Raw genomic sequence first — 26,488 nt, 5'->3', positions numbered from 1 at the left:
TTTATTATATTCCCTTTATTGTTGCTGTGTAGCAAAAGTGCTTTGTGTGAGCGTGCTGTTAGTGATGAGGTTTTTTGGCTAAACTTTTTTACACATATTATTCGACATATAGCAACGGTAGCCGAGCTATATCGTTTCAATGGAGCAAGTACATGCTTAATTTTAGTTTTGTAAATCCGACTCACATTCACTTTGGTGAAAATCAAATCGCATCTTTATCACAAAGCATTCCCAGTGATGCCAAAGTGCTTGTTGTCTATGGTGGTGGCAGCATTAAGAAAAACGGCGTCTATGATCAAGTATCTGAAGCTCTTTCTGAACATGTCTGGGGAGAGTTTTCGGGTATAGAGCCAAATCCAAGCTATCAAACTTGCATGCAAGCGGTCGAACTTATTAAACAGCATGGTTACAACTTTATTTTAGCGGTTGGGGGGGGGTCCGTTATTGATGGCAGTAAGTTTATCGCGGCAGCGGCTTTGTTCAATGGAGAGCCATGGGATATTTTGGCTAAAGGTGCGCTGGTGGAAGATGCATTACCGTTGGGTGTGGTATTGACCTTGCCAGCGACTGGATCGGAGTCGAATAGTTTTAGCGTTGTATCTAATAAGGAGACGAATGATAAGCTACCGTTTGCAACGCCATTAGTACAGCCTAAGTTTGCGGTGTTAGATCCAAATGTGATGTTAACATTGCCACAGCGTCAATTGGCGAATGGAGTGGTTGATGCTTTTGTTCACACAATGGAGCAGTATCTGACTTACCCTGTGAATGCCAAGGTGCAAGATCGTTTTGCTGAAGGACTGTTAATGACTCTAATGGAAGAAGGTCCCAAGGTATTCGATGAGCAAGCACCTTATTCGGTACGCGCTAATGTCATGTGGTCGGCAACAATGGCGCTGAATGGCTTAATTGGTGCGGGAGTACCACAGGATTGGGCAACCCATATGATTGGCCATGAGATCACAGCAGTTTATGGGTTAGATCATGCACAAACGCTAGCAATTGTATTACCGCGTATGATGGCCGAGCAAAAAGATGTTAAAAAAGAAAAGCTCTTACAATATGCTGAGCGTGTTCTAAATCTAGATATTATTGACGAGCAAACAGCAATTGAGGAAGCAATCGCTAAAACGGAGGCGTTCTTTCACAGTGTTCATATGCCCACGAAATTGAGTGACTATGGGTTAAATGAAGACGTGGCCGATAAAATTGTTACGCAACTAGAACGTCATGGCATGACAGCCTTGGGTGAGCATCAAGCGGTGACGCCAGACAAGAGCCGTGAAATATTACGCAAAAGTGTGTAGATAACAATTATAAATAAAAAAGCCTTTGGGGACCCCAAAGGCTTTTTTGTTGTTAAGAAGCAAGCGTATTTTCGATACTTTTGCTCGTGTTATTTGATAAGGTTGTATCTTGAAAGCAAGCACTTGTTAAGCGGGAGGTGATTAAATGACCAAAGTGTGGGATGGGTTTATCAGAGGGTTTCACTGGTTACTGGTATTAGCGATTGCCGCATTGTATGTCAGTGGAGAAGAAGGGTATTTAGAGCTACATTTTGTGACAGGATATTTGACCTTAGCGCTGATAGCGACGCGATTGATTTGGGGAGTGATCGGCAGTGATACGGCAAAGTTAAGCGCACTATTTCACTCACCAAGTTCAGTTATCGCAACATTAAAAAACAAGCAACAAAGCATTGGTCATAATCCAGCTGGTAGTTACATGATATTGCTATTTTTTGTGTTGCTTATCGTGCAACTATTAAGCGGGTTGATGACCACCGATGACATTTTGGTTGAAGGACCTTTGGTTGCTTATGTGTCGTCAGCATGGAGTGAGCTTGCATCTGAAATACATCATGAGAATTTTGAGATCTTACTAGTGGCAATTGCTGTACATATTTTGGCCATTGTCGTGTACCGTTTGAAAGGTAAAAACTTAGTAAGAACACTGGTGACAGGTGTCGAAGACACTCAGGTTGCGCAACCTAAAATGCGCTCTGGCAAATTGGCTTATGGTATTTTTATTTTGCTGAGTATTTTGCTTTTAAGTACTTGGGGAGCGGAGCCGCTCAAGGCTTTAATGAGCTAGTAGCCAAAACTGAATAGCGAAAGAGCAGCATAATGCTTATTTATGCTGCTCTTTTTTATTAATCTTTAAATGATTTATGGCAGTCTTTACAGCCTTTAGCCCAGTTTTTAAATGCCGGGCCAATCACTTTTTTGTCACCTGTTTTTGCTGCGACAGCCAACTCTTGTGCATAGTTGGCAAATGTTTGTGCTTTTTTATCAAACGTTGCTCTGTCTTTCCAAATAGCTGGTAGGGCATCTGTGTCACCCTTATCAGAGCCTTCAATAAATGCTTCCCAAGGCATATTAGATAAAGACGCAGCATTGTTTGCGCGTTGCGCAAAGCGTGCCGCGTCAAAAGGTACCTTACCTTTTAACATATCGCCCATATCACCAATTTGATAGCGGATAAGCTGAAAAGCTGCTTTACGGTATTCAATAGCATCTTCACTTTTTTCAAAAATAGGGTTTGCGTTCGCTAAGGATATGAATCCTGTTAAAGCGATAACGGTCGCTACAAGCTTTTTCATTACTTTAAATACTCCATAAAAAGTTAAGACCTTAGTTGTACGTAAAAAAAAATGTCAACGCAAGTGAATAAGGTGGGTGAGCGAAGGAATATAACTTTTAAACTTGGGTTTATAAACCATTCACTTTCATGTGACAGGAGTATGTCACATTTACTTTTCTTCACAAAACAAATTACTTTAAAAACATTGGATTAGTCATGTTTGTATTTGTTTTGTGAACAGTTGTATGCGTTTAACTTTTTCATGTATTGCTAATAGTCACATATTTACATTATATTAAATGCCCATTCGCTTATAAAAAAAATAGCAACACATAGTAAACAACAAGTCCTAGGGGAAAACATGTCTAACAAAATAAGAATGTCAGCTGTCGCTATAGCTGTTGGATTTGCCTTTGCTTCGCATGGCGCAATAGCAGCACCGAATTTCGATAAAGCCTTCCAACCAGAGTTGTCTTCGGCAAAACAATACTCACAAGAAAAGAATGTACAGATTAAAACTCGTTATATCGTGCAGTTGGAAGATGAGCCTCTAGCAACTTACAGTGGTGGTGTTGCTGGTTTTTCTGCGACCTCAGCACAGGCAGCGGGCGATGATAAATTAAATTTGAAATCACGCGCAGCGGTTCAATATGGTACTTACCTAAAAAAACAACAAAAGACCATGTCTGCAACGATTGCAGCAAAGACTGGTGCTAAGTCAGTAAAGTCTTTCAATACGCTTTTTAACGCGCTTGTTGTTGAAGGTAAAGAAGGTCAGCAAGCTGCATTAGCGGCACTCCCTGGTGTAAAAAAAGTATTTTTAGACAGTGAATATCATACCCTAATGGATGCTTCTCTTGATGTGGTCAAAGGGGTTGAGGCTTGGACAGCATTAGGCGGTCAATCTGAAGCGGGTAAAGGTGTTAAAGTTGCAATAATTGACTCGGGTATCCGCCCTGAAAATCCAATGTTCTCTGACGAAGGTATGGCTGCCCCAGAGTTTACTCAAGAACAGTTAGATCATTTAGCTACTAACCCAGATTACTGTCGTGCATCGACGGGTGATGCTAGCTTTTGTAACAACAAGCTCATTGTTGCACGCTGGTTTGGGCCAATAACCAGTAACTTACACCCTGATGAATACATGACCCCGTTTGGTTATGACTCTCACGGCACACACGTAGCAGGTACTGCGGTTGGTAATCAAGTTGATGTTACTTTCCAAGGTTCAGATGTCACGCTTTCTGGTGTTGCACCTGCAGCCTATTTAATGGCTTATAAAGCGCTTTGGCATACAACCAGTGGCAGAGCGAGCGGCAGAAGCAGTGACTTAGCGCTTGCGTTAGAGGCTGCTGTTAAAGATGGCGCAGATGTTATCAATAACTCTTGGGGTGGTGGCGCCGGTGGTAACCCTGCATCAAGCCCATATGTTGAGTTGTTTGAAGCGGCTGAAGCGGCTGGCGTCGTGGTTGTTACTGCTGCGGGTAATGACGGCAACGGAGCACAAACAATCGGCTGCCCTGGCTGTATTGAATCAGGGTTGACAGTTGCGAATACCCAAACTGGTCGTTTCTTTTCGCAAACAATTGAGATTGCAGGCGAATCGTATTTAAGTGTTGAAGGTAGCAATGGCCTACTTAGTGACACGATACAACTGCCGCTTGTCGCAGCACATTTTGCAGATCCTGAAAATGCTGAAGGCTGTAATGAATATTCAGAAGGTGTGAACTTTACTGATTCAATCGCTTTAGTATCTCGTGGCTCATGTGCGTTTACTACTAAAGCGCAAAATGCAGCAAAGGCAGGCGCGAAAGCCATTATCATCCATAACAACGCACCTGGCGGTGCGATGGGTATGTCTATGGATGAGGCACCAATTCCAGCATCGGCAGTCAGTTTAGAAGATGGTGAGAAAATTCTAGAAGTATTGCAAGCGGCTGAAGAAACGCTAGTGGCGACTATGGACCCTCAAGTAACAAGAACGGTACTAGAGAAGTTCACCGACGCGGTTAACACATCAAGCTCTCGTGGTCCAAATGGAGAGCCGAGTTTCCTTAAGCCTGATATTGCAGCGCCGGGTACTGATATTCTTTCAGCGGTTTCTCCAGATGAAGATGGTGGCTTAACATTTAGCACTAAAACAGGTACAAGCATGGCGAGCCCGCACGTAGCGGGTGCTGCAGCATTAATGAAACAAAGCAAACCAGATTGGTCTGCGGTTCAAATTAAAACAGCATTAATGAGTACGTCTAAAATGGACGGTCTTCATAAAGAAGATCTTGTGACCAAAGCCGATGCGTTTGATGTGGGTGCAGGTCGTTTAGATGTGCCTAGCGCACTGGGTGCGGCGGTGACATTCGCGAAGGGCTCATATGCGGACCCAAGCTGTTTGTCTGTATGTAGCTTCACGAACACCATGACCAATATGATGGATGAAGCGGGTGAGTGGACAGGTAAAATTGTGACTGATATGGATGGTGCTGAAATTACACTATCGCCATCAACAATTAACCTAACTGCAGCGGGCACAGAGGGCGCAGAAGCGACTTTCAACCTAGATATTGATACAACTTATAACGCAGTTAAAGACTGGAACTTTGGTCACGTTGTATGGACACATACATCAGGTAAAGTGGCACATTTACCGTTTGCTGTTTACGACAATGAAACATCCAATGCAAGTGCGTTGGTTGCCAATGTTGATGCGGATTCTCTGAATTCTCAAACGCCAGCGAATTTGTCAGTAGAGTTTACAAACATTGCTTACTCTGGTGAGTTTAATATTGATATTAACTTCACAGATGCGGTGGTTGAAGAGAGTGCCTTTGCAGGTGTCGGCCAAGTAAGTGTGAACCCAGTAAGTAATACGATTAACTGGAAAGGCTCGGTTGATAAGAGCACACTTGATATTGTAGCGGAAGACTTTTTAGGAACTACTTCGTTAACAAACTTTGGTATTGCACCAGTTGAGTGTGGCGATGTATGTGATGAGTTTACAATTACTGTCAATGCGCCATTTAAGTTTGCTGGTAAAGAGTATTCAGCATTTACGGTATCGGACAATGGCTTTATCGCTGTTGGTGCGGATGTTGATGTGAATGGCGCGTATGCCCCACAGGCGATGCCGAGTCAAACAACACCGAATGGTGTGATTGCACCACTTTGGGCTGACTATGATTTAGAAGGTGGTACCGGTGGCGGACACTTGTATGCTGGTGTTCTAACTGACAGTGCTGGCGCTAGGTACCACATTGTTGAGTGGCATAAAGTACAAGAGTATGATGGTGATGGTACTGAGTATTCTTTCCAAGTGATCATTAAAGAAGGTACGGATGAAATCCGTATTAACTATCTAGATGTGCCTAAGCTACCAGCTGTATACTCTGCTGGTGCAGAAACGGCTGACGGTACTATCGGTGATATGATTGAAGCTGTGCCTACCGGTGCTGCGTTGGGTAAAGGTTATATTGTGAACCAAATTGCTGGTGGCACAGTGAAGCTTGATTTCCAAGTGACGGGCAGCGATAAGAGCCATTATACAAGCGCTGATGCGGTAACTACCGACGAAGAGCAAACAGTAAACATCGCAGTGCTAGAAAATGATGCTGCTGAGTCTCGTTTCAAATATACAGCAAACGTAAGTTCAGAGACTTCAACAGATGAATATAGTGCCGGTAAAGGTGTTCGCGTAACTGGTAGCCTGAATGCATCTTCAGTTACTGTTGTTGATGCGCCGAAATTTGGTATCGCAACACCGAAGGAAGATGGCACTATTGACTATATGCCAGCACAAGGCTTCTCGGGTAGTGACAGCTTCACTTATACAGTGAGTGATGTGTCAGGAACAGTGTCAAACCCGACAACTGTTTCAGTCACAGTGAATGACACTATCCCTGAACCTACGCCAGATGTAACTCCTGCGCCTAAGAGTTCATCGGGTTCACTCGCTTGGCTTGCAGTATTAGCTGCACCGTTTGCGATGCTGCGTCGTCGCAAGCAAAAGTAAGCTTGATTAAACGTTAGACATGAAAACGCCAGTCTTAGACTGGCGTTTTTTTATAACAGGAGTTTGCTGTCACCATTTCAGTTTGCTGATAATATTCTCTTCTTCCCCTATTAATGTTTGCACTACTTGGTTTTGCTCATTGAGTAAGATCAGTCTAGGAATGCCCGCGTTGGCGTATTGGCTATAAATCTCGCGCTTGGGGTCAGCAACCAGTGGAAAGGGGAGTTGGTATTGTTCATTAAACTGGTTGAGTGTGTCATTGTCTTCATTGCGTCCAATCGCAACTATCTGTAAAGTCTCATCGTTAACTAGGGGCGATGCATTCAGCTCTTTTAACGCTCGTTGAGAGTCAGAGCACCAAGTTGCAAACAAAATAACCAGCTTACGCTTAGCACCGAGCATGACTGGCTGACCATGACTATCGGTAAACGCAGTATGTTTGAATTGCTCGCCGGGTTGAACGTAAGTTTGATAGTCCTTTGCAGGCGCGTCTGTACCGTGTTCTGCAATGGTTTGGCATGATGCTGTTGCTAATACGGCCATTGCAAGCGTGAACTTACTGAACATTTTTATCATTATAGTGGTCCTTGTCGACATTAAAAGTGCTGTATTTAGTGCAACAGCATAAACATATTTCAATTGAGGTAGTAGGTAAATTTATGTGGTTATATGGTGGACTGTTCTTATCGGCGCTCAGTTCGGCTACCTTGTTACCTGGTTCATCGGAAGTTTTGCTTACGGGTTTGTCCATAGCACACCCTACAACGCTTGTATGGTTGTGGTTAGTGGCCACTGTTGGCAATGTACTGGGAAGCTGTATTAATTATTGGCTAGGTATGCATATGACACGCTATCAAGATGCGGCTTGGTTTCCTGTATCAAAACAAAGACTACACAAGGCGACAGAACACTTTAATCGATATGGTGTTGTCAGTTTATTATTCGCATGGGTGCCAATTATTGGCGACCCGCTGACTTTATTTGCCGGTGTGATGGCGGTAAAAAAGCGCCTTTTTATACTACTAGTAACCATTAGTAAGGGCATGCGCTACGCCTTGATCATCATGATGGCAACAGGCGTAGAGCAAGTGGTTAACTAACCTGATCTCGGTTAAGGCTACTTTGCCCAATCAAGGGTGAGAGAAACCGAATCAGCAAATCTCAGTGCATGAGGTTTATCAATGCGTACCTTTGCGTATGTAACTGAACTGTGGCGATGGCACTCACATAGCACATCGGCAACGAGCTTTTCGAGTAGCAAGAAGTGCCCATCTTCCACCAATTTGATCACAGATTTAGTGACCGTCTTGTAGTTCAGTGCATGGTCCACTTCATCATGAGAAACGCAAGCCGTATCGGCTGGATAATGGATCTCGATATTCAATACCACATCTTGCTTCTTCTCACGTTCCTCCGGATTAAATCCGATATACGTTCGCAGTCTTAGGTTCGTGATATTGATAATGGCGTTTTGCATGGGCTTTCCTTAGTTTTTTACAAGCTGCATAAACTCATTGCGCGTTTTTGGGTCTTCTCTGAAGTTGCCAAGCATCACGGAAGTGCGCATTTTTGAGTTTTGCTTTTCAACACCACGCATCATCATACACATATGTTTTGCTTCTACAATCACACCAACACCTCTGGCGCCAGTTACTTCTTCAACAGCTTTGGCGATTTGATGCGTGAGCTGTTCTTGAATTTGAAAGCGACGTGCATACATATCAACAATACGTGCAAATTTGGATAGCCCCAACACTTTGCCATTTGGAATGTAGGCAATGTGGCAACGACCCACAAATGGCAACAGGTGGTGTTCACACATGGAGTACAGTTCAATATCTTGCACTAACACCATGTCATCGGCGTCGGAAGTGAACACAGCATTGTTGGTGATCTCTGTCAGGGTTTCACGATACCCCTTAGTCAGATATTCCATCGCTTTGGCTGCGCGCTTTGGGGTATCTAGCAAGCCTTCGCGTGAACTATCTTCACCAACCGCATCAATGATCTGTAAGTAACTGTTTTTTAAATTTTCGTGCATAATATTCTCTGTTTACTTTAAATGGCGTCCACCGTCTACAGGGATAGAGCGGCCTGTGATGTAACTGCTAGTGAGCAGCAGCTCTACACTGTTAATTATCTCGATACATCCAGGCTCAATACCCATCAGTGACTTTTTCAAGGTTTTTTCCTTGTAATCGGGCGTATCGTGTTGATTAAAGATGATCAAACTAGGGGCTACTGAATTGACTTTAATCTTGGGGGCTAACTTACTGGCAAAGGAGCGAGTCAGGTTGTCAAGTGCAGCCTTACTGGCTGCATAGGCAATGTGTTTAGGGCTACCTTTTTCAACGACGTAGTCGGTCAAATGAATGATATCAGCGATACCATCATGGGCATGTAATAAATCGGTCAATGCAAGATTCAGCATATAAGGCACTTTGGCGTGTATATGCATCATACTATCGAATAAATTGGCAAAGTTGGGGTTGCTGGCTTCACAGTCCCAGCTTGAAGCATTATGAATAACTGCACGCAAAGACGAATAACACATTCTTATCTGCGTCTCAAGTTGCTCTAGTGCTTGAGGGTGCTCAAAATCACAGGCAATACAATGTACACCTTGTTGCTCTAATTCATCAATCACAGGGTGTCTAGTTCGATAAGTCATCACGACGGGTTGATTATTAGCAATAAAGTGCTGTACCAACGACAAGCCAATACGCTGTCCTGCGCCAGTGATCAATATCGGAGATGTCATTAACAGGGGTATTCCTCTAAAAAATATCAATAAGTTAACTATAACGTAATTTTTACGTAATGTTTGGCTTTGTCGATCATTGAGATGTTGATTTTTAAAAGGAAGAGGACAGCATAGCTTGGCTATGCTGCTAGGTGGTATTAATCGTAAACGGTCGGGATTGGCTGGCGTTTGTGTTGTGTACGTTGATAAATAGCAATCAGCTTTTCACTGACTTCAGGAGCTACGTCTTTGCCTTCAAGAAAATCGTCGATTTGGTCATAAGTTAATCCCAGAGCTTCTTCGTCTGTTAAGCCCGGTCGGTCACATTCGAGATCTGCCGTTGGTGCTTTTGTAACTAACTCAATAGGGGCTTTTAAATGTGCGGCTAAGGCACGTACTTGGCGCTTTGATAGGCCAAATAATGGTGCTAAATCACACGCCCCGTCACCAAATTTAGTATAAAAGCCAGTGATATTTTCGGCGCTGTGATCAGTGCCTACCACGAGACCATTAGACAGACCTGCAACCTCGTACTGTGCTACCATGCGCTGGCGAGCTTTTACATTACCTTTGACAAAATCAATGGCGCTTGTACCTGGCAGTGTCAAGCCTGCATTTGTGACGCCTTGCATGGCTTCTTTGTGCATCGCATCGACGGCTGGTTTAATATTCACGGTAACGCGTTTACTTGGTTTGATGAAATTGAGTGCCAGCTGCGCTTCATCTTCATCGGCTTGGACACCGTAAGGTAGACGCATTGCGATAAACTGGTACACCGTTGTATTGTGTTCAGCGTTTAGTTCATCGACGGCAAGTTGGCACAATCTGCCACAGGTAGATGAATCTACGCCACCACTGATCCCTAACACCAGTGTTGTACAGTGAGCGCTTACAAGACGCTGTTTTATAAAATCAATTCTACGGGTAATTTCATAGGCCACATCGATTTGTGGCTGTACTTGCATTTCTGCCAGTATCGCTTGGCGCATGTTACGTTCCTCATTGCCTGTGCATAAGCGGGTATTATGTTTTTATTGTCCGAAAATTTAAAGTCCTAAGTGCTGTTTGATATCTGCTAGTTCTTTCTTCAGTTGTTCGATTTCGCTTAGCAGTGCGTCTAAATCGCTATTTTGGAGTTTATCTTCGTTAGCACAGTGGCTAATGGCGGCCGTTTCTTCCTTTTGAAACAGGTGTACGTAGCGGCTTTCCCGTTTTCCAGGTTCACGGGACAGCTTTTTGACATGGCCTTGCACTTGTAACTCGTTGAGGGCAGCTTCCACTTCTGTCACTTGATTAAAAGTTGCTAGACGTGTACTTCGAGTTCTCAGTTCGCCTGGAGTTTGTGGGCCTCGAAGTAGCAGTAAACAAATAATTGCTCTTTGCTGCTCACTAAACTGAAGGCGACTAAATTCGGTGTTACAAAAGCGGTGGATATACTTGGATACGCGCCCAGATAATGCTTCATCAACTAACACAACGTGCTTTTGTTCAAGGGTATTCAAGCCATCTAAAACTTGCGATTCACTTAAATCCATGACCGGCTCGCGGTTGGATTTTTGATTACACGCGTTTGTAAGTGCATTGAGTGATAAAGGGTAATGTTCGGGCGTGGTGGTTTGTTTTTCCAGTAAACAGCCGACGATGCGCTGTTCGATATCGCTTAATTCCATGATAATACTCGCTGTTTTTTTCTTACTCTACGCTATTAAAGGCGCTTTGTTTAGTCTCTGTACCCCATTGGCGAAGTTTAATTTCTAGCTCTTCAGGTTTTATAGGTTTCGCGAGGTAGTCGTCCATACCTACGGCTAAGCATTCTTCTTTGTCGCCTTGCATTGCGTTGGCTGTCATGGCAATGATGGAAGTTCTTTGATGTTGTTTTCCAGCCCCTCCTGAGCGTATTTGGGTGGTTGCTTGATAACCGTTGAGTTCCGGCATCATACAGTCCATAAAAATAATATCGTAAGGCGTGTCTAGTTTTTTCAAATGAGAGACTGCTAATTGACCATTTTCTTCACAATGTACGTTGATATCGAACCTTTTCAGCAGCTTTTGAGCGACAATTTGATTGACCTTGTTGTCTTCAACAAGTAGCACTCTAAGATGGCTCATATCCGTGATTTGATCTAACAGTAAAGTATCCGAAGATTTGATTTGGCAGACTTTTAACATATCTGAAGGAGTTAATGGCCTGAATAAGGTCAGGCTCGTTTGCAGCGCTATTTTGTCATGAAAAGAAAGGTATTGGTCATTTAACACGGCAAGGCCTCCTGAGGAGCGCTTAGCTATCTCTTGTAGTTGAGAAAGCTGAGCTTCTGAAGCTTGTTTGATAATATCGTATGCGATAATAAATGCTGGGTTGTTAATCGGCTTGTCGGTTGCAATCGCCATCCCGCTTTCAAGAGTGGCGACATGGATTAACTCAATTCCCCAAGCATCAAATAGGAAGTGATTGCTTGTTGGGTAATATTGCAATTGATCTATGATGATTAACCCCTCACAGTTAGATTTTACGGGGAGCACTTCCGCTGGTTCGCGCAGTTCAATACAAAAGGTGAAAGTACTGCCAATGCCTTCTTTACTATAAGCATTTAAAGAACCACCAAGTAACTCACACAGTTGCTTTGCTATAGTGAGACCAAGTCCAGTTCCACCAAACTTTCTTGTTGTTGATATGTCAGCTTGTGTAAAGGAGTTGAAGACCTTTTCAAGTTGGCCTTTATTCATACCTACGCCTGTATCTTCAATACTGCACCACAAGCGGCAGTGACGCTGCTGCTGTTCCGTATAGCAACTCAATGTTACCTGACCCTTTTCAGTGAACTTAATCGCGTTACTTAATAAGTTATTGAGAATTTGCTTGAGCCTGTTAGGGTCAGTTTTGGCGTACTGCACATGCATTTTATGGGTGTCTAAAAACAAGGTTGTTTGATTTTCATGCGCTTTGGGTGCAAAAGTGCTGATGCTATTGCTGATCACTTGTACAAGATCACACTCAATTTTTTCAACGCTGAGCTTGCCAGCCTCAATTTTGGAAAAATCGAGAATATCGTTGATGATGGTCAGTAGCGACTCTGCCGAGCTTTGCGCCAACTCCAAATGGTGCTTTTGTGAAGCGGAGAGTGTGGAATGTAAAACAACGTCGAGCATGCCAAGTACACCATTCATAGGCGTCCTGATTTCATGGCTCATGCTTGCTAAAAACTCGGCTTTCATTTTGGCAGACTGCTGTGCGAGCTCTTTTTCCATGATGGCTTGCTGGCGAGCATGGCGCTGTTCTTTACTGGCAAATAAACTGCCCAATGTTGCTGCAACTGCTTTCATTAACTTTTCGTCTGTTTCGTCCCACTCCAAATGAGGGTGCTGATATTCGGCGCAAAGTAGGCCAATGGCATGTCCTTTGTAAAAAATACCAAAGCCAAGTAGTGCATTCACCTCGTAAGGCTCTAGATAAGTGTCTTTGAGCTCTTTTGTGCATTCGTGTGTTTGCGCAAAGTTGGCACGAATGAATTCATTTTTAAAAATTGCGGAGAATAATGCGGGGAGCTGTTTTTTCCGCCAAGCAGGAAAGTGCTGTAGGCTTTCTTGCGTCGCGTTACTAAAGCTCATTGGGATCAGTTGCGTACCATCTGAGTTAAGCAACCAAATACTTGCCCGTTGTGCTTCAAGGCCCTTGCAAATAGAGGCGATGGCGATTTCTTGTGCAGCATCTAAGCGCAAATTAAGTACCGCTTCATGACTACTCAGTTTTGCTAAAATTTCATTGTTCCTCGCTACTTTGTTATGTTCGATCTCCAAACATTTGCGAGCATGTATGTTCTGCACCGAGCCGTAAATTTGGCTAGTGTAATGGCCTTGGCGAACAGTACGTCCTTTGATAAGTATCCAGCGCTCGTGATTTTTAGCGGTTGTGATCATAAGCTCGAGGTCGAAGTCGACGCCTTTTTTAATGGCGTCATCAAAGGTTTTTTGCATCAGGTTTCGGTGTTTACCAGCCACAAAAAATTCAGTCGTCGCTAACCAAGAAGGTTTGTAGTTGTCAGGTACGTCAAATATTTTTTTGGTGACTTCTGACCAGGTAATTTCTCGCGTTTTTAGATTGACTGTCCAGGCGCCAACTTCAGCCAGCGCGCCCATGCAAGTGAGTGAGTGGGCATTATCTTGGAGTTGCTTTAGTAGTTTATTGAAGAAGATAAAAGCAGCCAAAAAAAGCATAATGATGACTAACAAAGCAAGTCTAAATGGCCATATTGCGGCACTGTCTGGATGCCAGCCTCCTCTGGGGTAAACGTACAGTTTCCAGAAGCCAGAGGAAACCGCGATATTAAAGATTAGCGGTTGCTCCAATAAAACACTGCTGTCGCCATAGAAAAACTCACCTGTTTCACCAAGACCATCTTTGCCTTGAATCGCCACTAAGTAGCGATTGTTTAAGTTATCGAGTTGAACATGGTCGAATAACTTGTCGATATCAATGACGACAGACAGCAGCCCCCAAAATGCGTTGTTTTTATTGAAGATGGGCACGCGCGCGATGAGTGCTTGGCCGCCCTGCTGAAGTGTCAATGGACCTGCGAGTACAATTTCACCGGTGTCTCTTGCTTTAATCGCAGCACCACTTTGGGTCGGGTGGGACAAGTAATTAAGACCAACAGCTTTCTCGTTACCTTTTAATGGGTATATGTATTGCAATTTCATATCGGGAGCCGCGCCGATATTTCGCAATACACCACTGGAGCGGTATAGCGGTGAGGCAATTTGCTCAAACGAAGATTGGTCTAACTTATCTTGTTGCAACATGGCAATCGCAAGTCCGCGAACGAGTTGGATATTCGTCGCTAAAATACTCTCTAGCTGGGTTCTATAAACATTGATTTTTTCGTAGGTGCGGCTTTTTTCTTCTTGCATTAAGCGGGTGGTATTTACGGAGTCGACATACCAACCAAAAGCGATAACGGCGAGCAGTAACAACCAAAAACCGATTTTGATTGAGCGAGTCTTCCTTGGTGCATTGGACAGGTTTTCAAACATTATGGTTAGATGGTTGCTGATGATTTTTTAACTATAGTCCACGCACCGTTTTAGCAAAAGAATTGTCGTAAATTATACGAAATACAAAGGTTTCAGTTGAAGTTAGTAAAGTGGTCGACAAAATTTTTTAATTCGTCATAAATTATTGATTAACTACTATAGTTGCCTCACTACAAAAAAAGGGGAAAGGACATGTTCAAATTCTTTAAGTGGTTGGTAAGTGCCGTTATCTTTTTACTTTTGTTTGCCACCGCTGGCGTGTATGGCTTTCTATCACTGAGTTTACCGAGTTTGAATGGTACGCAAAAAAGTGATGCCGTTTTAGATGATGTTCATTTATTTAGAGATCAGCTAGGACATGCGGTGATTGAAGCGAATAGTCAGCGTGATGCCGCATATGGTATTGGTTTTGCGCATGGGCAAGATAGGTTTTTTCAAATGGATTTACTTAGGCGTAATGCTGCAGGGGAGCTCAGTGCGTTATTTGGTGAGGCTGCTGTAAATCTGGATAAAGAGATGCGCTTTCATCAGTTTCGAAAACGCAGTGAGCAAATAGTTGCCTCGTTAGACACAGAGCATCGCTCATTGCTAGAAGCCTATGCGAAAGGTGTTAATGAAGGCCGTGCGCAATCAGGCGTGAACTCATTTGAATATGTGTTGACGGGGGCTGAGGTTAAACCGTGGCAACCTACAGATAGCATGTTGGTGATTTTTAGCATGTACCTTGATTTACAGTCACTGACTTATGAGCGAGATCAGGCGGCACTACAAATTGAAAACTTGTTTGGCCAGCAAATGCGTGCGTTTTTAATGCAGCCGAGCAAGTATCAGGCAGCTTTAGACGGCTCTCGTCTTGAGCGATACAGCGGCCCGGTTCCAGAGTTAATTGGTGCCACCCGACATGCGCGCGTTAGTCACATTGCCTCTAAAGTGCATTTTGGCAGTAATAACTGGGCGGTTACGGGTTCGCATACAAAAACAGGCCATGCGATGCTATCGGATGATATGCATTTGAGCTTAAACGTGCCTGCTATTTGGTATCGAGCCCAGCTTAACTACAAGCACCAAGATGACACTGTGCAAATTACAGGGGTTTCTTTACCTGGTGTGCCCGCGATTGTGGTAGGCACAAATAACAAAGTAGCGTGGGGATTTACCAATGGCTATTTAGACGTTGCGGATTGGGTTGCGCTGACAAGTCAGAGTAAAACGTGGCAAGAAACTGAGCAAATCGAGCTACCCAAGGGACAGTCGCGTGCGTATCAGCTGACTATGAGTGACTATGGTCCAGTTAAAACCATCCAAGATAAGCAATATGCACTGAGTTGGGTTGCCCACCAACCTTATGCGGTGAATATGCGATTACTTGACCTTGCGCATACAAGCAGCGTCGATGAAGCAATGGCTATCGCGCCATCAGTTGGTATTCCGGTACAAAACATGATGATAGTAGATGCTCAAGGAAATGCGGGATGGCAACCGACTGGGGCGATACCCGCAAGAACGATGCCCTCAGATGTTGCCGTTTTAGAAGCAGACTATTCTGCAGCATGGCAGCAAAATGAGCATCACAGGCCAACCGTGGTCAACCCTAGCGCAGGTAAGCTCTGGACAGCTAACGCCCGAGTTGTATCTGCGCAGCAGCACCAGCGTTTTGGTGACGGTGGTTATGCAATGGGCGCGAGAGCGCAGCAAATCCGAGATCGTTTATTTGAAAAAGATCAATTTGTTGAGCAGGACTTCAACCATTTGCAGTTAGACAACGAAGCGCGATTTTTGCAGCCTTGGCATGCCCAGCTTAGCGCATTGCTTAGTAGCTCGAATGACAATGAACAAACGTATGCCCATGATCTGAATTATTTAGCGAATTGGGCCAAATGTGCCTGTGCTGACTCGGTGGGCTATACCTTAGTACGATATTACCGAGATGCCTTGATTGATCTTGTTTTCTCACCCATCGAAGAGAAAATGGGTGAGGTAAGCGGTACGCTCAGTCCAATCAAGCGTTATTTAGAAACGGCGTTATGGCAATTACTTGAACAGCAACCCACAAGTTGGTTGGCGGAATATACGAGTTGGTCTGAGTTACAGTTGGCAGCGTATCAAAAAGCAAAAGAGAACTTAACGCAAGAATATGGACCTCAAATGGCAGCATGGTCTTGGGGTGAGGTGAATGCGTTGAAGGTACGTCACCCTTTTAGCCGTCAAATGCCCATATTAAGCGGCATACTCGACATGCCTTCGGTAAGTGCCTTTGGTGATAATTTCATGCCTGCTATCCAGCGCTCTAACTTTGGTGCTTCACAACGCTTTATTGCCCAGCCAGGGGCTTTAGACAATGCCATTCTCACGGTTGCTGGTGGGCAAAGTGGCCATCCGCTTTCACCGTTTTATCGAGCGGGTTTTGAAGCCTATGCTAACGGCGATCAAACGCCGTTATTGCCAGGGCAAGTGGTGCACCATTTAACCATCAAAGCATCATCAGTGCAGTGAGATAGTGATCATACGGGGGCGACAGTCAGTCTATTTCGCCCCTTATGTTTGCTTTGGTAAAGTGCCAGATCAGCTCGTTTGAGTGTCTCTTCAAAGCTGTGCTCAGGAAGCCAAGTGGTGAGCCCAAAACTCATAGTTACCTCTAACTCATCCAGTTTAAAGGCCATCGCTTCTATTTCTTGGCGCATCATTTCCATACGGTGTTGTGCGTCATTTAATGTGCAGTTGGGTAGCACAATCAAAAATTCTTCGCCGCCCCAGCGAACGCCTATATCTGCCTCTTTTAAATTGTGCGAAATACAGTTAGCGACACGCCTGATAACCTCATCCCCCCGCTCATGGCCATATAAGTCATTAATCCGCTTAAAATGGTCAATATCGGCCATGATCACACTCATTATCTGTTGATTTTCTCGACAGCTCTTTGCGGCTTGATGGATGAGATCATGAGCATATCTGCGATTGAATAAATGAGTAAGTGGGTCTTGCGCTGCAAGTGTTTGTAAATCGACGCGCTGATTAATGGTGATCTCTCTGATTAGGCCGATGGTGTAGATCATGGGAATGCCACACACAACCACATTGATAAAGTGCACATAAGGTGCAAGGTCATGTATTTCTAATTGATATGGGGGGGGGGTGAATACCCAATACATACTCGCAAAAGCGATGATAATGGCTGCACACCAGACCACCGCTTGGGTTAACTTTAATTTGGTATCTAGCAACAAAAGACAGGATGCTGCCCACAGGTAAAATTGAAACCCGTAAGGAATACCTATTATTGCGGTCACTAAAATAGAGTGGGCGGTGACTTCTAAACTAAAAATACGTAGCGCCAATGACTGTTTTGCGTGTTCAAGTAGGCGAATACCAAACCACCAAGTCGCAACGCTGAGTACATTAAAAGCGGCCAGTAACTCAACACCCACATATAAAAACACACCAATCAATGATGCGTGGAGCGCCAAACAGTACCAAGCAACCTGTATGAGCAGTTGGTTTTTGCGTTGTTCTACTTCATCTGGCTGTCTATGCGGATGATCCACGTACCGCCTCTTCAATTTGACACTGCATTGCGAAATATCAGCGATTACAGTGTGATAAACACGAATAAGGATAAGTATAGTTGTTTCTATACTATTTGAGGCATTCACACTTTTGTTGATGTTTTCGACGATAGTATTTGTACCTAGCGCTCGCCAAAATCCAGTGTTACTGTAAACTTTTCAATAGCCTGTAATCGTTCTTCATTACTATGCTATAAACATGGTGGTGTAGGTAGGAGGGAGTATGTCGATAGAGAAAGCGCGGATCACTTTGTGTAACGTTAGTAAGGCTGACTATCCGCAAATTAAAACGCTGATGGACGAAGCGTATCCTGATCTCGGCGGGGCTTGGCCTAGTCATACTATTTTTAGATTGATTGACCAGTTTTCGGAAGGGCAAATCGGGATCTTAGATGAAGATCGGTTAGTGGGCTTGGCGTTGAGTGTCCAAGTTGATTATCAACGCTTTTCGAACCCGCATACCTATGATGAAATTGTCGATGCACATAATCGCGTGTTCAGTGACAACAATGGTGATGCGCTATATGGACTGGATGTGGTGATAGCAAAAAGTCACCGAGGTATGCGTCTTGGCAGGCGTTTATATGATGCGCGCAAAGAGTTGTGTCGGCAGTACAATCTAAGGGCGATTTTGGCTGGTGGTCGGATCCCTCGTTATGCCAATCATAGCGATGATATGACCCCAATGGAGTACATAGATAAGGTCGACCATAAAGAGATCTACGACCCCATTTTAAGTTTTCAACTGGCTAATGATTTTCAGGTAAAAAGGTTACTTAAGCAGTATTTACCAGAAGATGAAGACTCGGCAGGATATGCGACCTTGCTTGAGTGGAACAATATCTTATTCGAGCCAACCGACACTGTGATTGATGTACAAAAAACCGTGGTGCGCGTCGGAGCCGTGCAATGGCAAATGCGTTCGGTCAGCTCTGTTGAAGAGTTGATGCGCCAAGTGGAGTATTTTGTTGATACGGTGTCCGAATACCAAAGTGACTTCATTCTATTCCCTGAGTTCTTTAACGCACCTTTGATGGGGCTACAACAGCACCGTAATCAAACGGAAGCCATTCGTTATTTAGCTGAATATACGGAGCAGTTTCGCGATGCGATGTCGACCATGGCCATAGAGTACAATGCCAATATTGTGACAGGCTCCATGCCATTGTTGGATGGAGAAAAAATATATAATGTCAGCTACTTATGTCATCGTAGCGGTAAAATCGATGAGCAGCGCAAAGTACATATTACCCCTCACGAGGCCTATGATTGGGTGATTGAGGGGGGAGATGAAATAGCTGTTTTTGACACCGATGCAGGTCGAGTGGGGATCCAAATTTGTTATGACGTAGAGTTTCCAGAGTTGAGCCGGATCATGGCAGAGCAGGGGCTAGATATTTTGTTTATACCATTTTGGACTGATACAAAAAACAGCTACTTACGCGTACGCCACTGTGCTCAAGCTAGGGCCATTGAAAATGAATGCTATGTAGTGATTGCCGGCAGCGTTGGCAATTTGCCGCAAGTGGATTCTTTGGATGTGCAGTATGCCCAGTCTGCTGTGTTAACCCCATCGGACTTCGCATTTCCTCATGATTCAACCTTGAATGAGGCAACACCTAACACGGAAATGTTGTTGTTCAGTGATTTAGATTTGGATAAGCTAAAGTTATTACACAGTGAAGGCACGGTGCGCAATCTCAAAGACCGCCGCACCGACTTATACAAGGTGGTAATAAACCCGCCTATCAATTAACTTAACATAACCAGTGCAGCGGCAACGCCAATTAACACAAGACCTATATTGTCGCTGCGTTTACTTGGCTGCTTAAGCCAATAGAAAGAAATTAGCAGCGTAAAAAACACTTCAACCTGACCGAGGGTTTTAACATACGCAACATGTTGTAAGCTCATTGCGCTAAACCAACCGACTGAACCGACGAAGCTCGTGAGGCTGATAGCGGATGTGAGCTTGCGCTTTTGCCATAGCTTTTTCCAAGTGTGGCGCTCTTTGCATGACAAATACAGGCTTAAAATAATAGTTTGGGTGCATAGTACACTCAGTAGCACCCAGGCTGCACTGTGTAAGAATGGCAGTCCAGTCGTTAAGCTGGCCTCTCGCACCCACAACGATGTCAGCGCAAATGCTGTGCCACATGCCAGGCCTATCAGGGCCGTGTTAAGGCGAAACTGCTTTAAATTAAAGCCGCTGAGCATTAACACAGCGACTGCGCCGATGGCAACACCAAGCCAGCCAATGACTGATAAACTTGAGCCAAAAAGCAGCATGCCTAATATAGCGGCCATCAATGCTTCACTTTTGGCAAGGCCCGCGCCCACGGCATAATTATTTTGTTTAAATAGGACAACCATCAGTCCAGTGGCCACGATTTGCATGACGCTTGCACCGAGTATGTAACCGATGAAGGTTGGGCTTGTATTTAGCAGCGGTGCACTTTGCCAATGATATAAACTCACTAGATAGAGCGCAGCTAAAGGGCTCGCGAGCAAAAATCGAGCAAGTGTTACGCCAGCTACGCTTGCGCTCGCGCTTAAGCGGCTTTGTAAGGCGTTGCGCCAAGCTTGTGAAAATGCGGCAAGCAGGGTGAAAAAAATCCAAGTCATTGTGTTAAATCGTTATTTTTTATTGAATGTAGCAATTTCTGGGTGTGGGAGCGATTGAATTAAATTCATCATTTAGGTGTGACATTATGTCGCATCGTATTGTCTGCAATCGCTTTGTATACTTAACACGATGCTACGCAATTAGCCGCCAAGTTGTTGAGGCGGCTTTTTTATTGCTTACTTTGTGGTACTGTGACTTGGACAAATAATATTCAAGGAGTCGGTATGACAACCATCGTTATCTGCGCATTAATTGCGGTAATTCTTCCTTATCTCGCCAAAGCCCCCGTTGCCATTGCACAGCATCAATTGGGCGGTTATGACAATGCTCATCCCCGCGCACAACAAGCTAACTTAACGGGGTTTGGTGCAAGAGCGCTTGCCGCACATCAAAATAGTTTTGAGTCATTACTGGTTTTTTCCGTTGCCGTTGCCGTGGTGCTGGGCACAAAAACGCTTGGCTCTACGATTGAGTATTTGGCGATAGGGCATATTGTGGCGAGAGTGCTTTACTGCATTCTTTACTACTTGAATTTACATATTTTGCGTTCAATTACATGGGCAGTAGGGCTTGGGTGTGCGGTTGCGATGATAGCGCTAAGTTTATAAAAGATAAGCCAGCACTGGACTGTTAGCGCTGACTTATGGTGATTAATGTGCGACTCTTACGCGCTCATGTTTTACTTTCTGTTTGTAAGACACATCTTTTTCACTCATTGCATAGTCAAGTTGTACGGTATGCAGTTCCATTGTGTTCGAAGCGGATGTGTACTGCCATTGTCTCAGCGCCTTGATAGCACTTTGTTCAAACACGCCGTGAGGTTGTGCGTCAATCACTTCAATGTTATTGGTATAACCGTGCGCATCAATGGTAAATTGTAATGTCACGTAGCCTGATGTGCCGGCGTTCGCCGCTTCGGCTGGATACTTGGGCTCAATACGCATAATGGGCCTAGGTTTGCCATCATGTTTACTAGCCTCGACCTCAACTGATTTGGATAAGGCCACTGTACTCAGTGAACAACATGCCAGAGCAACTGCTAAGCATTTTGCGCCAAATGATGAACTTTTTAGGTTTTGTAAGTGAACAAGTCTTTGCTTCATAGTGTTTTTATCTCCGTAGGATGCGTATGCTAAGGCGCCATGACGGGCATTCTGTAGGCAATTTATCAGCGCCTTCGCATACATTAGGTGTTGATGATGGTCTTTTTGTTGTAATACTTTTTCATCGCATGCCAGCTCCTGTACACGGCGAAAACTTTGGTAGCCAAGCCACAGAATAGGATTAAACCAACAGCCGATACACAGTAATAACAGCGCCATATTGGCAAGGTTATCGCGGCGATGAATGTGCGTTTGTTCGTGCTCCAGCAATAGTTGCAAGGTATCTGAGTCATACTGCGTTTTATAGTCGCAGGGCAATACTACAATGGGGCGCCATAAACCGATCACCATAGGGGTGCTAACGTACTCACTTGTAAAAGATGCATGCTCAAGCCCTTGATTTGTATTGGCTTGGATATTTAATGTTTTAATAAACCGATAGTGTTGCCACATCACCACGGCCAGCAGTACCAATGTAACTAGAATATACATTGCACTTGTATTGAACTGCCAAGCTGATACTTGTTGATGAACTTGAGGTGTCACTAGAAAATAGCTAATGGCGCCATTACTGATTGGTTTAAGCTCATTAGGCAGGCAAAGTGCTAGGATACTCAGTGGCACTACCCACCATAAACTGTAAACCAAGCGTGCACCTAACCAAGTTATCGCATAGCGTTGTAAAACGATTAGGAGCGCTACCATGGCACTTAACAGCAGTTGCGTATTTGGGCTTAATAGCCACTCTGTATACGTATATAGCATGTTACTTTCCTTGTTTTTGTTCCCACTGTTCTATGATCTGTTTTAACTCATCAATATCCTGTTGCGACAGTTGCTCAGTTTTGGCAAAGCCGCTCACTAAGGGGGCAATGCGTCCTCTAAAAAATCGTTCTAAAAAGCTTTGGCTTTCTTTTAAAGTGTAAGCCTCTCTGCCAATGGTGGGGCTATAGATGTACTCGCGACCTTGCTTTTCAAAACTCACCGCTTGTTTTTTTACCAAGCGGCTAACAAGGGTTTTAATGGTTTTTTCATGCCATTGGGTATCGCTACTTAAACGCTGGATAATATCGCTGGCTTTTGCTGGGTGGCCTTGCCACAGGGCTTCCATCACGGCAAATTCCGCTTTAGACAGTTCAATCATTTTATTGCCTACAAGTGTAATCGATAAACTTAAGATTACACCTGTAATCAATTATGTCAAGCGGGTTTTTAGTCAATGCCTAATAAAGTGTGGTTGATCGGTTGGTACCTACCCTCTGATAAGTCAGAAGGTAATTGGTAATCGCCAATGCGTACTCGGTGCAAATCAATCACGCGATAGCCACAGTGTTTGGCCATTTTGCGAATTTGCCGATTAAGGCCCTGCTTTAAAATAATCTTAAAACGGTCGGGTTCGATTATGCTTACCTTACAGGGCAACGTCATTTGTCCATTGAGGGGGATGCCGTTCGCCATGGTTTGGCAAAAGCCAGCGTCGAGTGGACGGTCAACTTGTACCCAATATTCTTTTTCCACATGGTGATCGGGATGAATCAAGCGCTGACACAATTCGCCATCATTAGTGAGTAATAACAAACCTCGGGAGTCTTTATCTAAGCGGCCTATGGGGTAAACGCGTTGCTCAGAGGGTAAATGGTGGATCAGGCTGCTAGGGTCACTCGCGTTGAGTTTGCAGTCAATGCCTACTGGTTTGTGATAGGCATACAGCACTTTATTGGCGATGTAAGTGACGCGCTGCCCTGATACCAGAATGATATCGTCTTCAGTAACATGATCGATATGGTTTGCCAGGCGGCCATTAACGGTCACGTCACCCGCATCAATCAACCGAGAAGCTTGGCGGCGAGAACAAACTCCCGCATGACCGAGGTATTTTGCAAGGCGTGTAGACATATTCAGGGTTCACTGCAGCGAAAAAGGAAAACCTAACATATTTTCGCCAAATATAAACGGCTAATGGACTATAAAACAGCTCTGGGATGAGAGTTGTCTGTTTTTAATCTCTTAGTACTTACGTACTTCAAGGCTTACTGCAAAGCCATCGAAATCATACGAATCGCTATCTTTTGCCAATGAAGTCCGACCAACCCTTGTGATGCCCATGGTGTGTATGTAGGCGTCCACGGTCTCTAGTTCGGTCATCAGACACTCTAGGCCGATTCTCAAATCTCTTAAAGAAACATAATAATGACGAGTAAGCTGAGTGGCGCTAATTTAATAGAATTGGCTCATGTTTTATTAATCAAATTATGAATTCGTTTTTCTCGTGATACGTTCATGAATGGCACGTAGTTGCGTCATCCAAATTCCCCGTTTTAGGAAATCCTAAGGTGGAAACAAATACCAGCATTGAGGTTATGAGGTGAATAGATTTCCCTCTATCTTTAATAGCAAAAATAACTTTTTATAGATCTTTGGTTTACATGGTGGTGGCTTTAAATTAACATTCGTTTCGGATTTACATACTAAACAAAAAAGGAAATTTATAATGAAAAAACTACTATTACCCGTTCTAGCGTTAGTTTCACTATCTTCACAAGCAGCTCAACTTGAAATGGTTAGCGAGTTGAGTGTACAAGAAGCGCAAACTATCAGAGATAACTTATCAAGTGAGCAATTATATGCATTTGATAATGCAATCAACAGCCAGTCTTCAATGGCTATTCTTTATAAAGACAGAGACTATGGTAGTGAATATCGTATCGTGATTGGAAATGTTAGTAATTTCCGTGATATTGGTTTCAACGATACCGCATCTTCTATCAAAGTTGTTAATTCCACGGGTGTTATTTTATACCGTGATAGAGATTATGGTGGTGACTACCGTGTTGTTTTGGGTCAAGAAAGTAACTTAGTCAATATTGGCTTCAATGATGCGACATCTTCTTTGAAGTTTTTCTAAAATAGCAAATACAACAATTTGTTACTTTGAAATAAAGGCAGAGGAATCTGCCTTTTGTGTATTCTCAAAATATGTCATTTGACCATGCTGTATGGTAGTCTTACATTTTCGTTCAGTCATACCTATCACTATGAAAAAAGCCATTTTTACCCTCGCCATTGGTGACAACCCCATGTACCAAGCCGCGATTTTAAGTTTTAAACACTATGCTGAAAAGGTGGGGGCGGACTTGATCATTTCGGATGCGCTTCATTACCCCATTGATATTAAGAACCCTAAACATAATGCGAGCCCTGCTTGGACTGAGAAGCTAAGAATTGGCGAGCTTCAAGAGCAGTACGATAGGGTATTGTATGTTGATGCCGATGTGTTAATCACTCCACATGCAAGAGATGTATTTGAGCTTTATCCTGATCTTGAAACAGCTTATTGGTTTGATGAAGGTGTTATTCAAGAACGTGCAGATGATGTTGCCATGATCTGCGATGCGCTTGGTCAAGTTGACTGGCCTAAAAAGAGCCATCGACCAGTGTATTACAACGCAGGTATTATATTAACGTCTGCTCAATGCCCCCTTTTCAAGCTAACTAAGTTAGAAGATTTACAGGCTGTTTGTAATGAAATAACCCATTATGATCAGAGTTATTTTAATTACACATTACACAAGCATGGTATTAAGCATGAATCACTTGATCGTGCATTTAATCGTATGGACATGTTTGGGCAGGAGAAATACTTAGAAGCTGATTTTATTCATTATGCGGGTAAAGGCTACGCGAAAAATAACCGCCGCCGTGATGTGCAGTTTTTAAGAGATTTTGCGCAGCTTTATAAAGGCATCGTGCCGCAGAATGAAATTGAACGACTACAGGCCAAGGCGTGGAAGAATTTCTTAGACGTGGTATATAAAAAATATCCTGTACCAAACTGGCTAATAAAATTATGCAGCGAGTCATTTGTGCCTCGCTAAGCACAAAATTGGGTTAACCTTGCTTTGGTTAACCCAAACCGCGTTATTGCACAGTGTTGTATAAGATTGCGTGAATCGCCGTTTTAAAATCTCGTCCATACGCAATCCCCAGCTCTTTCAATCGAGAATCCGCCAATGCACAGTCATACGGGCGCGGCGCATCTTGCTGTGGCGCATCGACTCGCTCTATTAATGACGTTGGATAACCAAGAATATCTGCCATGATGCATGCCATGTCATACTTGGTCATGGCTTGGTTATCGGAAATATGAAAAATACCGCCTAATTGCACTGACTGTTTTAATAAATCTCGTAAAGTAAAGGCAATGTCTTCAACATGTGTGGGGTAGCGCACCGCCCAATTATCTTGATGGCTTGGTTCATTGGCGCTGATAGACGTGGCGATAACCGACACCGCCGATTCTGCTAAATGCGTTACCGCACCATATAAAACCGGAACACGAATAATGCTGTGTTTTTCGGATGCAGCTAAGACTGCTTGCTCGGCACTGGCTTTACTTTGGCCGTACAGGTTGAGTGGATTGGGGGGGGCGTTTTCAAAATAGGGCGCATCATTGCCATCAAATACATAGTCGGTACTGATGAACAAAAGTTGTATATTGCGTTGTGCACATTGCTCGGCCAAAAACTGACTAGCTGCCACATTGAGGGCGATGGTTTGCTCTGGTGCGTTTTCACACACGTCGGGTTTGCGCTCGGCTGCGGCGTGGATCAAAGCATCTGGTTGGTGGTTGTCTAAAAAATCGATAACGGCTTGCTGGTCGCCTAAATCAAGCGCATGTAATGGGGCTTTTGCGCGGCTAAACCCCGTACCAATGACCTCAAAATGTGCAGTTAGGGTTGAATAAAGCGTGCGACCTAATAATCCGGTGGCACCGGTGATCATTACTTTTTGCATAGCGGCTCCGAGGGTTAGTTCCTAGAATGAGCCGCTAGCTTA

Annotated in this window: 24 protein-coding genes; 9 read left to right on the top strand and 15 right to left on the bottom strand. The window is 43.9% G+C overall.

Annotation, left to right across the window (positions count from 1 at the left end; translation table 11 throughout):
- The first annotated feature begins 152 nt into the window (after positions 1-152).
- Entirely contained in the window at positions 153-1,307 is a 1,155-nt protein-coding gene (locus ACW689_RS17795; RefSeq protein ID WP_476293398.1) for an iron-containing alcohol dehydrogenase, read from the top strand.
- Between the two features lie 145 nt (positions 1,308-1,452).
- Complete coding sequence (locus ACW689_RS17790; RefSeq protein ID WP_476293397.1) at positions 1,453-2,094, top strand: cytochrome b/b6 domain-containing protein; 642 nt, start codon at positions 1,453-1,455, stop codon at positions 2,092-2,094.
- A gap of 58 nt (positions 2,095-2,152) precedes the next feature.
- Here the strand turns inward: ACW689_RS17790 and ACW689_RS17785 are convergent, their stop codons facing one another.
- Entirely contained in the window at positions 2,153-2,602 is a 450-nt protein-coding gene (locus ACW689_RS17785) for a c-type cytochrome (RefSeq protein ID WP_476293395.1), read from the bottom strand.
- Between the two features lie 342 nt (positions 2,603-2,944).
- Between ACW689_RS17785 and ACW689_RS17780 the strand changes: the two genes are divergently transcribed.
- Positions 2,945-6,589, top strand: a complete 3,645-nt coding sequence (locus ACW689_RS17780) for a S8 family serine peptidase (RefSeq protein WP_476293394.1) — start codon at positions 2,945-2,947, stop codon at positions 6,587-6,589.
- A 69-nt stretch (positions 6,590-6,658) separates the two neighbouring features.
- Here ACW689_RS17780 and ACW689_RS17775 read toward each other — a convergent pair whose 3' ends face one another.
- Positions 6,659-7,165 carry a TlpA family protein disulfide reductase gene (locus tag ACW689_RS17775; RefSeq protein ID WP_476293393.1) on the bottom strand — a complete coding sequence of 169 codons (507 nt, stop codon included), beginning with the start codon at positions 7,163-7,165 and terminating at the stop codon, positions 6,659-6,661.
- 83 nt (positions 7,166-7,248) lie between these two features.
- On the opposite strand from ACW689_RS17775, the gene ACW689_RS17770 reads away from it, so the two are divergent.
- Positions 7,249-7,689: a YqaA family protein gene (locus ACW689_RS17770; protein ID WP_476293419.1), complete on the top strand. Its 441-nt coding sequence runs from the start codon at positions 7,249-7,251 to the stop codon at positions 7,687-7,689.
- Between the two features lie 17 nt (positions 7,690-7,706).
- Here ACW689_RS17770 and folX read toward each other — a convergent pair whose 3' ends face one another.
- The 6 genes from folX to ACW689_RS17740 form a co-directional block, all read right to left on the bottom strand.
- On the bottom strand, positions 7,707-8,066 hold the full coding sequence (gene folX, locus ACW689_RS17765; RefSeq protein ID WP_476293391.1) for a dihydroneopterin triphosphate 2'-epimerase: 360 nt from the start codon (positions 8,064-8,066) through the stop codon (positions 7,707-7,709).
- A 9-nt stretch (positions 8,067-8,075) separates the two neighbouring features.
- The gene (gene folE, locus ACW689_RS17760) at positions 8,076-8,630 is read right to left on the bottom strand and encodes a GTP cyclohydrolase I FolE (RefSeq protein ID WP_476293390.1); all 555 of its coding nucleotides are present in this window, start codon (positions 8,628-8,630) and stop codon (positions 8,076-8,078) included.
- Between the two features lie 12 nt (positions 8,631-8,642).
- Positions 8,643-9,350, bottom strand: a complete 708-nt coding sequence (gene folM, locus ACW689_RS17755; RefSeq protein ID WP_476293389.1) for a dihydromonapterin reductase — start codon at positions 9,348-9,350, stop codon at positions 8,643-8,645.
- Positions 9,351-9,490: 140 nt separating this feature from the next.
- Positions 9,491-10,321: an ammonia-dependent NAD(+) synthetase gene (gene nadE, locus ACW689_RS17750; protein WP_476293388.1), complete on the bottom strand. Its 831-nt coding sequence runs from the start codon at positions 10,319-10,321 to the stop codon at positions 9,491-9,493.
- Positions 10,322-10,378: 57 nt separating this feature from the next.
- Complete coding sequence (locus ACW689_RS17745; protein ID WP_476293387.1) at positions 10,379-11,002, bottom strand: YceH family protein; 624 nt, start codon at positions 11,000-11,002, stop codon at positions 10,379-10,381.
- Between the two features lie 22 nt (positions 11,003-11,024).
- Positions 11,025-14,360, bottom strand: a complete 3,336-nt coding sequence (locus ACW689_RS17740; protein ID WP_476293386.1) for an ATP-binding protein — start codon at positions 14,358-14,360, stop codon at positions 11,025-11,027.
- 192 nt (positions 14,361-14,552) lie between these two features.
- Between ACW689_RS17740 and ACW689_RS17735 the strand changes: the two genes are divergently transcribed.
- Complete coding sequence (locus ACW689_RS17735; RefSeq protein WP_476293385.1) at positions 14,553-16,853, top strand: penicillin acylase family protein; 2,301 nt, start codon at positions 14,553-14,555, stop codon at positions 16,851-16,853.
- Between the two features lie 8 nt (positions 16,854-16,861).
- Here the strand turns inward: ACW689_RS17735 and ACW689_RS17730 are convergent, their stop codons facing one another.
- On the bottom strand, positions 16,862-17,902 hold the full coding sequence (locus tag ACW689_RS17730) for a GGDEF domain-containing protein (protein WP_476293384.1): 1,041 nt from the start codon (positions 17,900-17,902) through the stop codon (positions 16,862-16,864).
- Positions 17,903-18,146: 244 nt separating this feature from the next.
- Between ACW689_RS17730 and ACW689_RS17725 the strand changes: the two genes are divergently transcribed.
- The gene (locus ACW689_RS17725) at positions 18,147-19,679 is read left to right on the top strand and encodes a GNAT family N-acetyltransferase (protein WP_476293383.1); all 1,533 of its coding nucleotides are present in this window, start codon (positions 18,147-18,149) and stop codon (positions 19,677-19,679) included.
- Here the strand turns inward: ACW689_RS17725 and ACW689_RS17720 are convergent.
- The gene (locus ACW689_RS17720; protein WP_476293381.1) at positions 19,676-20,548 is read right to left on the bottom strand and encodes a multidrug transporter; all 873 of its coding nucleotides are present in this window, start codon (positions 20,546-20,548) and stop codon (positions 19,676-19,678) included. The two genes, ACW689_RS17725 and ACW689_RS17720, sit on opposite strands and share 4 nt — an antisense overlap.
- 225 nt (positions 20,549-20,773) lie before the next feature.
- Between ACW689_RS17720 and ACW689_RS17715 the strand changes: the two genes are divergently transcribed.
- The gene (locus tag ACW689_RS17715) at positions 20,774-21,157 is read left to right on the top strand and encodes an MAPEG family protein (protein WP_476293380.1); all 384 of its coding nucleotides are present in this window, start codon (positions 20,774-20,776) and stop codon (positions 21,155-21,157) included.
- Between the two features lie 42 nt (positions 21,158-21,199).
- On the opposite strand, the gene ACW689_RS17710 is transcribed toward ACW689_RS17715, so the two are convergent.
- The 4 genes from ACW689_RS17710 to ACW689_RS17695 all read right to left on the bottom strand — a co-directional run bounded on the left by ACW689_RS17710 (position 21,200) and on the right by ACW689_RS17695 (position 23,797).
- Positions 21,200-22,417: a M56 family metallopeptidase gene (locus ACW689_RS17710; RefSeq protein ID WP_476293378.1), complete on the bottom strand. Its 1,218-nt coding sequence runs from the start codon at positions 22,415-22,417 to the stop codon at positions 21,200-21,202.
- Between the two features lies 1 nt (position 22,418).
- Positions 22,419-22,796 carry a BlaI/MecI/CopY family transcriptional regulator gene (locus ACW689_RS17705; protein ID WP_476293377.1) on the bottom strand — a complete coding sequence of 126 codons (378 nt, stop codon included), beginning with the start codon at positions 22,794-22,796 and terminating at the stop codon, positions 22,419-22,421.
- 68 nt (positions 22,797-22,864) lie between these two features.
- On the bottom strand, positions 22,865-23,548 hold the full coding sequence (locus ACW689_RS17700) for a pseudouridine synthase (RefSeq protein WP_476293376.1): 684 nt from the start codon (positions 23,546-23,548) through the stop codon (positions 22,865-22,867).
- A 111-nt stretch (positions 23,549-23,659) separates the two neighbouring features.
- Positions 23,660-23,797 carry a hypothetical protein gene (locus tag ACW689_RS17695; RefSeq protein ID WP_476293375.1) on the bottom strand — a complete coding sequence of 46 codons (138 nt, stop codon included), beginning with the start codon at positions 23,795-23,797 and terminating at the stop codon, positions 23,660-23,662.
- Positions 23,798-24,143: 346 nt separating this feature from the next.
- On the opposite strand from ACW689_RS17695, the gene ACW689_RS17690 reads away from it, so the two are divergent.
- Both ACW689_RS17690 and ACW689_RS17685 read left to right on the top strand, forming a co-directional pair.
- The gene (locus ACW689_RS17690) at positions 24,144-24,557 is read left to right on the top strand and encodes a hypothetical protein (RefSeq protein ID WP_476293373.1); all 414 of its coding nucleotides are present in this window, start codon (positions 24,144-24,146) and stop codon (positions 24,555-24,557) included.
- 130 nt (positions 24,558-24,687) lie between these two features.
- Complete coding sequence (locus ACW689_RS17685) at positions 24,688-25,527, top strand: glycosyltransferase (RefSeq protein ID WP_476293371.1); 840 nt, start codon at positions 24,688-24,690, stop codon at positions 25,525-25,527.
- Between the two features lie 43 nt (positions 25,528-25,570).
- Here the strand turns inward: ACW689_RS17685 and ACW689_RS17680 are convergent, their stop codons facing one another.
- Entirely contained in the window at positions 25,571-26,446 is an 876-nt protein-coding gene (locus tag ACW689_RS17680; RefSeq protein WP_476293369.1) for a dTDP-4-dehydrorhamnose reductase family protein, read from the bottom strand.
- Between the last annotated feature and the right edge of the window lie 42 nt (positions 26,447-26,488).

The organism is Pseudoalteromonas sp. ABE4_541, from assembly GCF_056312285.1.
Note: the sequence above shows the minus strand (reverse complement) of the source record. Positions and strands in the feature narration are given on the sequence as shown.